At 65.6% G+C, this 10,248-nt stretch carries 8 protein-coding genes, 1 tRNA gene and 1 pseudogene; 5 read left to right on the top strand and 5 right to left on the bottom strand.

The features are described from left to right. The first annotated feature begins 203 nt into the window (after positions 1-203). Positions 204-1,296 (top strand): annotated as a pseudogene (locus FJY73_12855) (IS3 family transposase). 318 nt (positions 1,297-1,614) lie between these two features. Here the strand turns inward: FJY73_12855 and FJY73_12850 are convergent. The 3 genes from FJY73_12850 to eno all read right to left on the bottom strand — a co-directional run bounded on the left by FJY73_12850 (position 1,615) and on the right by eno (position 3,469). Continuing rightward, positions 1,615-1,688: transfer RNA gene (locus FJY73_12850), tRNA-Met, on the bottom strand. Between the two features lie 41 nt (positions 1,689-1,729). Next, a complete protein-coding gene (locus FJY73_12845) occupies positions 1,730-2,170 on the bottom strand; it encodes a septum formation initiator family protein (protein MBM3321553.1) in 441 nt (146 codons plus the stop codon). 9 nt (positions 2,171-2,179) lie between these two features. Beyond that, positions 2,180-3,469: a phosphopyruvate hydratase gene (eno, locus tag FJY73_12840; protein MBM3321552.1), complete on the bottom strand. Its 1,290-nt coding sequence runs from the start codon at positions 3,467-3,469 to the stop codon at positions 2,180-2,182. A gap of 247 nt (positions 3,470-3,716) precedes the next feature. On the opposite strand from eno, the gene FJY73_12835 reads away from it, so the two are divergent. Genes FJY73_12835 through FJY73_12820 form a run of 4 tightly spaced genes read left to right on the top strand, consistent with a single transcriptional unit; the run spans position 3,717 to position 7,230 of the window. Beyond that, entirely contained in the window at positions 3,717-4,307 is a 591-nt protein-coding gene (locus FJY73_12835; GenBank protein MBM3321551.1) for a sigma-70 family RNA polymerase sigma factor, read from the top strand. After that, entirely contained in the window at positions 4,304-5,422 is a 1,119-nt protein-coding gene (locus FJY73_12830; GenBank protein ID MBM3321550.1) for a hypothetical protein, read from the top strand. Before FJY73_12835 ends, FJY73_12830 begins: the two co-directional genes overlap by 4 nt. 25 nt (positions 5,423-5,447) lie before the next feature. Next, complete coding sequence (locus FJY73_12825; GenBank protein MBM3321549.1) at positions 5,448-6,065, top strand: hypothetical protein; 618 nt, start codon at positions 5,448-5,450, stop codon at positions 6,063-6,065. Continuing rightward, positions 6,049-7,230: a hypothetical protein gene (locus FJY73_12820; GenBank protein MBM3321548.1), complete on the top strand. Its 1,182-nt coding sequence runs from the start codon at positions 6,049-6,051 to the stop codon at positions 7,228-7,230. The genes FJY73_12825 and FJY73_12820 overlap by 17 nt, the downstream gene beginning before the upstream one ends. A 70-nt stretch (positions 7,231-7,300) precedes the next feature. Here the strand turns inward: FJY73_12820 and rsgA are convergent, their stop codons facing one another. Together rsgA and FJY73_12810 are read right to left on the bottom strand one after the other, a co-directional pair. Continuing rightward, positions 7,301-8,374: a ribosome small subunit-dependent GTPase A gene (gene rsgA, locus FJY73_12815; protein ID MBM3321547.1), complete on the bottom strand. Its 1,074-nt coding sequence runs from the start codon at positions 8,372-8,374 to the stop codon at positions 7,301-7,303. A gap of 295 nt (positions 8,375-8,669) precedes the next feature. Then, positions 8,670-9,191, bottom strand: a complete 522-nt coding sequence (locus FJY73_12810; protein ID MBM3321546.1) for a GNAT family N-acetyltransferase — start codon at positions 9,189-9,191, stop codon at positions 8,670-8,672. Positions 9,192-10,248 lie beyond the last annotated feature (1,057 nt).

Here is a 10,248-nt window from a genome sequence, read left to right as displayed (position 1 = left end):
CCGAAACAGCTTCTTCAAGTTCCCCCACGAGGCATCTACGGTCTTGCTCGGAGCCTCGGCCGTGACGACGAGCCTTGTCCCTTCCTTCCCGAAAGGGCGGTTCGGATCGAAGCCGATCGCGAGAACGACCTGCCCCCCGGAATCCGACCCAGTGTGAGCCCGAGCTCGTGATAAGCCGGGCGGCTTTCGAGAGGGGGGTATGGATGTCGCGGAAGCGGTTCACGATGGAGCAGATCATCGACAAGCCGCGGGAGGCGGAGGTGCTGTCAGCGAAGGGGACAGTGGTGGCGGAGCTTTGCTGGCAGCTGGGAGTGACGGAGCAGACGTATGATCGCTGGCGGAAGGAGTACGGGGGCTTCGGGTCGATCAAGCGCGTCGGGTGAAGCAGCTGGAGCAGGAGAATGCGCGGTTGAAGAAGCTGGTGGCGGATCAGGCGCTCGACATGGCGATTCTGCGGGAGGCAGCCCGGGGAAACTCGTGAGCCCGGCGCGTCGGCGGGAGGCGGTGACGTATGTACTCGGCGCCCTTCCCGAGCTGTCGGTGCGTCGGGTGTGCGGGGTTTTAGGTCAGCCGCGATCGACGGAGCGGTACCGGCCGCGGGAGTCGGCGTACGCGGAGCGACTTCGGGAGCGTGTGGTGGCTCTGGCGAGGGAGTATGGTCGGTACGGGTATCGCCGAGTGACGGGACTTCTCCGGAACGAGGGGTGGGGGGTGAATTACAAGCGGGTGGAGCGGATCTGGCGTCGGGAGGGGCTGAAGGTGCCGCCGCGGCAGCCGAAGCGGGGCCGCCTCTGGCTGCGCGATGGCTCGTGCGTGCGACGGCGGCCGGAGCATGCGAATCACGTGTGGGCGTACGACTTCGTGGAGGACCGGACGCACGACGGCCGGAAGCTCCGGATGCTGACGATCGTGGACGAGTACACGCGGGAGTGCCTGGCGATTGACGCAGGCCGGAGGCTCTCCTCGGAGGACGTGCTCGAGCGGTTAGCGGAGCTCTTCGTCCTGCGGGGGACGCCAGCGTACATCCGATCGGACAACGGGGGGGAGTTCACGGCGAAGCGGGTTCAGACGTGGCTCTCGGAGCTCCAAGTGAACACGCTGTTCATCGAGCCGGGAAGTCCTTGGGAGAACGGCTACATCGAGTCCTTCAACGGAAAGTTCCGAGACGAGCTCTTGAACGGGGAGATCTTCTACACGGTACCGGAAGCCCAGATCTTCATCGAGCGCTGGCGGAGGCATTACAACACGGTACGGTCTCACAGCTCCTTGGGTTATCGACCTCCGGCACCGGAAGCCTGGGACCCCGGAACGGACAGGATCGGGAAAGGAACGGACCTCAAAGGACTGACTCAGGAAGCGGTACAACAAGAAGGGGCAGGTCAGTCGGTCGGACATCGACTTCGAGGATCTCGGCGGACCGACGGGGACCGAGGAGAGCACCTGGGGGAGCGTGAAAACTCTCTTCCGGTAGGACCTCTGCTCGCAGCGAACGGGAACGCCGCCTCCGGTCTCCGGGGGCGGCTTCCCTTTTGCGCGCGGGCAGGACGTCCGAACCCCGCGCTCCGGACAAGATCGGGCTCCGGAGATTTCCGGAGCCCGTTTCGCGATCGGGACTGGCGGGGGAAGGATTCGAACCTCCGACCTTTGGGTTATGAGCCCAACGAGCTACCAGACTGCTCCACCCCGCGGTGCATTCAGAACCTCAAGTTAAGGCCGGAGAGCCCCGCTGTCAATGCCTTTCTCCCTTCCTTTCCGCTTCTTCCTGCTCCTCGCGTTCCGCGCGCCTTCGAGCGAGCGCCTCCTCGAGAAGCCGCGGCCGGTCGGACTTCTCCACCGATACGAAGATGTATGACTTCTCTCCCGACGCGGAGAGATGATAGCGCTCCCGGGCGACCCGTTCGATCCTCTCCCGGTCGTGCTCGAGCTCCTCTGCGATCAAGTCGAGCGAGTCGACGACCGATTCGGTTCGAGCGATCTCCGCTCGCAGCTTCTGGTTCTCCTCTTCGAGGAGCGTGTGCCGGAAAACGCTGTGGTCGCTGATCAGGAAGACGTGCACGACCCAGACGGCCGCGAGAACGAGAACGAGGCGCACAAACTGCTTGCGCGCGAAAACGGCCCGATGATCCACGCGAAGGAAACGAAGACGGTCGGGGGCTCGCCAATCGGTCACGGGATCCTCCTACTTCCCCGGACGCCGGAACGCGCCGGGGCCCGCGTAGCGGGCCGCGTCTCCGAGCTCCTCCTCGATGCGGAGGAGCTGGTTGTACTTGGCGACTCGATCGGTTCGGCAGAGCGAACCGGTCTTGATCTGGCCGACGCCGGTCGCAACGGCGAGATCGGCAATGGTCGAATCTTCCGTCTCTCCCGAACGATGCGAGATGACGCACGTGAAGCCGTTTCGGACCGCCAGATCGATCGCCTCGAGCGTTTCGGTGAGCGTTCCGATCTGGTTCAGCTTGATGAGAATCGAGTTCGCCGAGCCCTCCTCGATTCCTCTCCGCAGGCGGTCGACGTTCGTGACGAAGAGGTCGTCGCCGACGATCTGGATCTTTCCGCCGAGGCGTTCGGTCATCCGCTTCCACCCGTCCCAGTCGTCCTCGGCGAATCCGTCCTCGATCGAGACGATCGGGTAGCGGTCGACGAGGCCTGCCCAGTAGTCGACCATCGCCGCGGGGTCCCGCACCGGGTTCTTCTCCGCGGCGAGGCGGTACTTGCCGTCCTTGTAGAACTCGCTCGCCGCCGGGTCGAGCGCGAAGAAGACGTCGGCGCCGGGAAGGTACCCCGCCTTCTCAACCGCCTCGACGAGGAGCGCGAGCGCCTCCTCGTTCGACCGGAGGTTCGGCGCAAACCCGCCCTCGTCCCCCACGGCAGTGGAGAGCTTCTTCTCGTGGAGGATGTTCTTTAATGTGTGAAAGATCTCGGCGCCCATCCGAAGCGCCTCGCGGAACGAGGGGGCGCCCGCGGGAACGATCATGAACTCCTGAATGTCCAGGTTGTTGTCCGCGTGTTTCCCGCCGTTTAGCACGTTCATCATCGGCGTCGGGAGAAGGCGCGCGCCGGCCCCCCCGAGATAGCGGTAGAGGGGAAGCCCGAGCGAGTCGGCCGCCGCGCGCGCGACGGCAAGCGACGCGCCGAGAACCGCGTTCGCGCCGAGGCGCCCCTTGTTCGCGGTGCCGTCGAGCTCGATGAGGATCCGATCGACGAGGATCTGATCGAGAGCGTCGCAATCGAGAAGCTCGGGCCCGATCTCCTCGTTCACGTTGCGGACCGCGCGGAGGACTCCCTTCCCGAGATAGCGATCCTTCTCCCCGTCGCGAAGCTCGACCGCTTCATGCTCGCCGGTCGATGCCCCGGACGGAACGAGGACCCGTCCGAACCCACCGTCCTCGAGGACGCACTCGACCTCCAGCGTCGGGTTTCCGCGCGAATCGAGAACCTCGCGCGCGTGAAGATCCGCGATGAGCGTCATCGAAGCACTCCGTTCCTCGGGCCGGCGCCGGCCGAATCGCGTGGTTTTCGGTAGAAAAGCACACACCCCCGCGGCGAGTACCGTACGACCGGGAACCGGGCGGGTCAAGAGAAAACCCGGAACGCGGCGCGGGGCTCTTCTTGACGGCCGGGAGGCGCCTCTCTACATTGGGCGCCGGAGAGAGCCCTGGGGTCCGCGGGCGGCCGCGCGCGCACCGGACGGGACTCCGAGCGATCACGGAGGGTCCATGGGGTCCTCGCCGGAGGAACGAAGGCTCGTCGCGCGGGCTCGCGCCGGCGAAGAGGGCGCGTTCCGCTCTCTTCTCCGCCGGCACCAGAGGGATGTCTTCAACCTCGCCTTCCGGATCCTCCGCAACCGAGAGGACGCGGAAGACGCCGCCCAGGAGGTGTTCCTTCGGATCTACCGGTCGCTTGAGCAGTACGACCCGGAGCGCCCGTTTCGAAACTGGCTTCTCCGCATCACGCACAACCTCTGCATCGATTGGTTGAGGCGCCGCCGGATCGCCACCGTGTCGCTCGGCGAGCCTCTTCGGCAGGACGAGGGGGAGATCGAGTGGGAGCTCCCCGATCCGAGCGCTGCGGATCCCCTCGAGACGCTTCTCGGGAAGGAAGAGAGGGAGCTCGTGGAGGAGGCGATCGCGAAGCTCGGGCCGACGCTCCGGAGCGCGATCGTCCTCCGGCACGTGCAGGGGCTTCGCTATGAGGAGATCGCGGACGTGCTCGGCATCCCCCTCGGCACGGTGAAGGTCCGGCTCTTCCGCGCGCGCGCGGCAATCGCGGAGCTTCTCGGCCGGAAGCTTGAGAGAGAGGGACGATGAGAAGATCGCTCGCGGCGGCGCTCCTCCTCCTCGCGTCAGCCGAGGCGTTCTCCGCTCCCGGGAGGGGCGCGCACGTTCTCGACTACAGCGCGGAGGGCCGCCCCTTCCCCGCGGGCGGAAAGCTCGTCGTGCGATGCGCCAACGGTTCGGTCCGCGTGGTTGGGGATCCCGAGAGCGAACGGATCCGCCTGCGCGCGATCGAGGAGGTCTTCGGCACCTCGGGATCGGAGGCGCGCGCGATCCTTGAGGCAACAACCATCGATTGGCGAGAGGAAGGAGACTCTCTGATCCGAGTCGAGGTCTCCGCGCCGGAAGCGCTTGTGGAACGGGTCAGGCCGCGCCTCCTCGATCTCTTCCGCCCGCGAGGACGTCCCGAGGTTGCCGTCACCCTTGCGATCGCGCTCCCGGAACGGTCCGATGTGGAGATTCGGGCTGCCGGCGCGGACGTCGGCGTGAGCGGGATCGACGGTCGGGTAGAGGTTGCGACCGCCGGCGGATCCGTGCGGCTCGATGAGATCGCGGGGGAGGTCCGTGTCTCCACCGAAGGCGGGGCGATCGCCGCGGAGGACATCCGGGGAACGATCGAGATCCGGTCTATGCGCGGGGAGATCGAGGTCCGGCGCATGAACGGTCCGGCGCGGATCGACGGCGCGGGGAGCGAGATCTATCTCGCGGGAAGCACCGGACCCGCTGCGGTCCACAGCATCTCGGGGAACGTGCTCGTCTCGCGCGGCTCGGGGAGCCTCACGGTGACGACCTCGAGCGGAGCGGTCGAGCTGGGTCGTCGAAAAGGGGAGGTCTCCGTTCGAACGCGCTCGGGATGCGTGACCGTGCGGGACGAGCCGGGCGGGATCTCGAGATGCGCGATCCGCACGGAGAGCGGCCCGATCCGCGTGTTTCCCGAGGGAGAGTGGAGCGCGCGCGTGGAGGCTCGAGCGGGGAGCAAGCGGGTGGAATGCTCTTATCCTGTTGTATTGCAATGGGTTACTGACTCCGGTTTTCTCGGGATCGCGGGGACCGGAGCGGCGGAGTTCCTCGTCGAGAGCGAGCGGGGAGCGGTTCGGATCGCCTCTCCCCGATCGTCCGCGGAAACCCATCCGGGCGAGATGCCGTAGGGAATGCAGAGGAAAGGGAGGGGCCATGACGATCCGGCACCTGCGCGACAAGGAGATGCAGGCCCACATCGAAAGTGAAGCGATCGATGGGGCGCTTCTCGATCACCTCGCGGCCTGCGAGTCGTGCGCCGCGAGGCTCGATCGCCTCGGAGCGACGCTCCGGCTTCTCGATCGCCTCGAGGTTTTCGAGCCGCCGCCCGCGATCGAGCAAGGCGTCGTGGCGCGCCTCTTTCCGCGGAGAACCCCGGCCGGCTTCCGCGTCCCCGCGTGGGCGCGCGCCTTCGCGCCGATCGTCCTCTTCGCGAGCTCGGCGTTCTTCTACGGCGTTCTCTCCCTCGTCGGTCTCATCGGTGACAAGACGATCCGGTGGGCGCTCGGAAGCGATCCGTCGCTTCGCCGGCTCGTCGCCGATGGGGTGTCCGGGTTCTTCATCGGGCTTCTTCGCGCGGTTCGCGAGCTCGTGGAGGCGGCGAGCGTGGCGGATGCTCTCGGGCGCGCCGCCCTCCTCGTCGGAGAAACGCCCGAGGTTCGCGCGCTCTTTGTCGCTTGCACCGGGTTCTTCGTCTTCCTCGCCCTGGGGTGGGGAACGCGCGCTCTTCTTTCACGAAACAAAGGAGGAGATCTCCATGCGCTCGTTGTCTAGCCTCGGCCGGCTGTTCTTCGTGCTTGCCTGCGGCGCTCTTCTTCTCGGCCCCGGCGGCGGCCGTTTCGATTTCGGCGGTGTGGAAGGGGCCGCCGCCGCTGTCGCCTCGGCGGAAACGACGGGGACCGGCGGAACCACAACAGAAGAGGGGAGTGATGCCCAAGCCGACACGACCCCCGCGAAAGAGCGCGCCGTCGAGGTGGAGATCGAGGTCGACACGGACGCGGAAGCGGAGGCCGAGACGGCCGGCGGCGCGTTCGTGATCCATTCCGAGAGCGGCGATCTCGTGCGGGTCGGGCAGAGCCACACGATCGACGCGAGCACGATGGTTTCGGGGGACGCGGTCGTGATCGGCGGGAACCTCGACGTGCACGGCAAGGTGGGCGGGGATGCGGTGGTGGTCGGAGGGATCCTGCATCTCTATCCGGACGCGTTCGTGGGCGGCGAAGCGGTCGCGGTCGGCGGCCGGCTCATCAAGGACGAGGGGGCGTTCGTCGGGGGTCAGGAGGTCTCGATCGGGACCGGCATCGAGCAGCTTCTCCCGTGGAGCTGGTACAAACGGGAGGTGAGCCCGTGGACGAGCGCGGGGAAGAGGCTGATCGACGCGATCGCACGCATGGCCTTCGGCTTCCTCGCGATCCTCATCTTCGTCGATCTCTTCGGCGAGCGGACGGGGCGGATCGCGGCCCGCGCGGAGGGGGACTCGTTCCGATCGGGGCTCATCGGGCTTCTCGGCCTGATCCTCCTGCCGATCACGATCCTCGTCCTCGTGCTCTCCTGCATCGGGATCCTTCTTCTCCCTGTGCTTGGGGTGGTCGTCGGCGTCGCGATGCTGTGGGGGTTCGTCGCGACTTCCTTCGTGGTCGGCCGGACTCTGGGGCGCCGGTTCTTCCCGGATCTCGCGACGCCGCGCATCCAGGCGTTCGTCGGGTTCCTGATCCTCGGCGTCACGGCGTTCGTCGGCGGGCTTCTCCTCTCGTTCGGGGGGCCGATCCGATTCCTCGGGTGGACCTTCGCGATCGCCGGAAAGGTGATCCTCGGCCTCGCGCTTCTCGTCGGTTTCGGGTCGGTTCTCGCGACCCGCTTCGGGAGGCGGCCGAAGGGCGAGGCGATCACGGAAACGCCGGCCGCGCCGGGTTCGCCCGCGTCGGAGACGGGCCTCTAAGATTGATTCATGAAGAATAAGGCCGGGGCCGGATCCAAGCGGGGTCCGGCCCCGATCGCGGGAAAGGCGGTCATCCCTTCCGCTTCTTGATCTCCTTTCTCATCTTCGCGATCCCCTTCCAGCGCTTCTTGCCGGCGAGATGCGCGAGAGACTCGCGCTTGACGCGGAGATGATCGAGCTCCTTCCGCATCTTCATGTAGGCCTCGTACCGTCTCTCGTCGAGCGTCCCCTCCTCCAAGGCGGCCAAGACGGCGCAGCCCGGCTCGATCCGATGCCCGCAGTCGCGGAACCGACAACTCCTCGCGAGCCGGGCGATCTCCTCGAACGCATCCTCGAGCGTCTCCACTCCGGCCCAGAGTTGGATCTCCCGAAGACCGGGGGTGTCGATGAGAAGGCCTTCCTTTCCGAGAACGATCAGCTCCCTTCGGGTCGTGGTGTGACGGCCGCGGCTTCTCTCTCTCCGCACCGGACGGACGTCGAGGATCTCCCTTCCGACGAGCCGGTTGATGATCGTCGACTTCCCGACCCCGGAGGATCCAATGAGCGCGCCGGTCTTCCCCTCGCCGAGATGCGCGAGGAGGAGGTCCAGTCCTTCCCGTCGCTCCGCGCTCGTCCGTACGACCGGCGCGTCCCCCGCGATCGCTTCGACCTCCTCCGCCAACGGCTCCGGGTCGCCGACGAGATCCGTCTTGTTCAGAACGACGACCGGCCTCGCTCCGCTCTCCCGAGCGAGGAAGAGAGAGCGCTGGATCCGCGCGAGATTGAAGTCGCCGTCGAGACCGCTCACGAGGAAGACCGTGTCGATGTTGGCCGCGATCACCTGTTCTTCCGTCTTCTCCCCGGCGCTCTTGCGGGAGAAGACGCTCGCGCGCGGAAGGACTTCGTGAATCACCGCTCGAGGCTCGTTCGGGAGCGGCTTCGCCAGAACCCAGTCGCCGACCGCGGGGCGCTCGGCCGCCGAGCCGATCGCGTTTCGGAGCTTCCCGGAGAGAACCCCCTCGATCTCTCCCCGCTCGGAGAAGAGAGTGTACGTCCGCCGGTGGGGAGCGGCGACGCGCGCCGGAACCGCGCTCTCCGCGCTCCCCCGCGCCGCCAGCTCCCGGGCGAGCCGCTCGTTCCAGCCGAGGGTTCGCAGATCCGCCATCGTCTCTTCCAGTTCCTCTTCACTCCGATCCGCTCGGAGGCATGCCGGAGAGGAGTCGGGGATCTCTCTGCGGCGTGGGAACGAGTTCCCAACGGTCCTTCACATGAGACACCGCCTGAACCACAACGAGATTACCTCGCGCACATGCCAACTGCCACCGCGAAGAAGTCGGTGATGGACTCCGGACCGGTCCTGAAGTTCTCCGCCACGTGCCGGGGATCTGCCGGAACAGGGAGCTTCCTAGAGACGCTGCTCGCGCCTCTTTTCCATGACGCGATCGGTCGGACTCCTTCCCCTAGCGGCGCCTGCGAGAGACCCATTTCTTCAGGGAGAGGAGTGCGCGGAGGAACGAGAAGCGGAACATTCGAGTCTCCCAATACATCGTCAGAGGCGCTCCGAAACCAGCCTTGAAAGCGGCGATAGAGGGCGTGTTCGCCCCCATGAAGTCGAGAAACTCACAGTCCCGGCTCAGCTCCTCGGTGATCCTCCACACGAGCAGCGACGGGGCTCCCTGTTTGATGAGACTCGTGTCGGCGCCTGCCACCCAGTCGTAGGCGACAGGACCGTCCTTGATGATGATGCGGAAGGCGTGCGTTCTTCCCAGTGAGTCGAACGCCGCGAAGGCTCTCGCAATCCCCTCGTCATGCAACCGCCGGAACCACTGCGTGAGTACATGAGCGGGAACTGGGGGCCTTTGACCGTGGCGATCGTAGCTCGCCGCGTAGAGAGGGGCGTGGTCTGAAATGTCGTCCACCGTCCGGACGGAAAGCCCTGCATCCTGGGCGCGGCGAATTCGACTTCGAACGTCATATCGCAAACACGCGAACGCCTCCGGGGACGGATCCAAATGGAGCCTGAAAGTGTAGCGTGGAATTGTGTCCCAGCGACTCCAAACGAACGGTCGGAGTTCAATCATCGTAGGGTGGTGTATGAGCACCGCCATTGCGCTTCTTCTTCGTATTTCGCTTTCGATGTGGGTCACGATGCGCAAGGTATCTTCCACCTCCGCCGACGTTCGCGGGCTGATTCTCGGTCGAAGGACGAGACCCTGGTACGGGGTGAAAAGAGGAGGAAGAAGAAGGTCGATGCCGCCCTTCCGCGATCGTACGAGGATGCATCCTCCACAAAGCGCGCCGTTCTTGTGGCATCCATAGAGAACCCAGGCCTTCCCGAGCACCTCATGGAGAACACGGTACCAAACGGTCGTATTGAAGACCGTCCCCTGCGGCGAATGTCTGACGAATTCACCCCAGTCGCCGTAGCTGCTTTCGCCCAACGGCTCGCACACGTAACGATCCACGGCCGGTTCTCCTCGCTTGATCGGTCCAGCTCGCTCACCGCGCGGTGAGAGACCAAACCTCATATCTCGGCGTCTGCAAGACCAATTGGCCGTATCTATCGACGATTGCTCGGGCGGCGGAGAGCGCTTCCCCATGAAACTCCCTCCCCCAGTGATCGACTTCCTTGAAGTCGGAACGATCGATGATGACGTGGGTGGGCGCCGGCTTAGGTGAACCTTCCAGATACTCCCGGAGACTTTCAGGCACGACCAGCGAGAGGTGGTCCCGTTGCCACGATTCAGCGGGTGCGCCCAGATAGAAGAGAAGCGGTGCTTCGATCCATCGGCTGACGATGGCGGCGTGCTGAAACGAATGGTTCTCTAGGCGTTGGACAACTTCGTGGGCCCCTGATGCATAAGCCCGGGGCTCCCACACGAACGCTCGGTAGACCCCGTGGAGAGCGCTGATGCTAACAAGGAGAACAAGAAAGAAGCGGGGGGCGAGCGAGAAGCGTCGGCCTGCATTTGATCGTCGTGCGATCCCTATGAGGTACCAGATCAGCAGCCCAGCAGCGAAGCATAGAGCTAGGGATAG

This window comes from Candidatus Eisenbacteria bacterium (assembly GCA_016867715.1).
In the GTDB taxonomy this organism is placed as follows: Bacteria; Orphanbacterota; Orphanbacteria; order Orphanbacterales; family Orphanbacteraceae; genus VGIW01.
Note: the sequence above shows the minus strand (reverse complement) of the source record. Positions and strands in the feature narration are given on the sequence as shown.

Excerpts from the sequence above, each read along its gene's own strand:
- eno (MBM3321552.1), bottom strand. The coding sequence starts at position 3,469 with ATGACGCTCATCGCGGATCTTCACGCGCGCGAGGTTCTCGATTCGCGC.
- FJY73_12835 (MBM3321551.1), top strand. The coding sequence starts at position 3,717 with ATGGGGTCCTCGCCGGAGGAACGAAGGCTCGTCGCGCGGGCTCGCGCC.
- FJY73_12830 (MBM3321550.1), top strand. The coding sequence starts at position 4,304 with ATGAGAAGATCGCTCGCGGCGGCGCTCCTCCTCCTCGCGTCAGCCGAG.
- FJY73_12825 (MBM3321549.1), top strand. The coding sequence starts at position 5,448 with ATGACGATCCGGCACCTGCGCGACAAGGAGATGCAGGCCCACATCGAA.
- FJY73_12820 (MBM3321548.1), top strand. The coding sequence starts at position 6,049 with ATGCGCTCGTTGTCTAGCCTCGGCCGGCTGTTCTTCGTGCTTGCCTGC.
- rsgA (MBM3321547.1), bottom strand. The coding sequence starts at position 8,374 with ATGGCGGATCTGCGAACCCTCGGCTGGAACGAGCGGCTCGCCCGGGAG.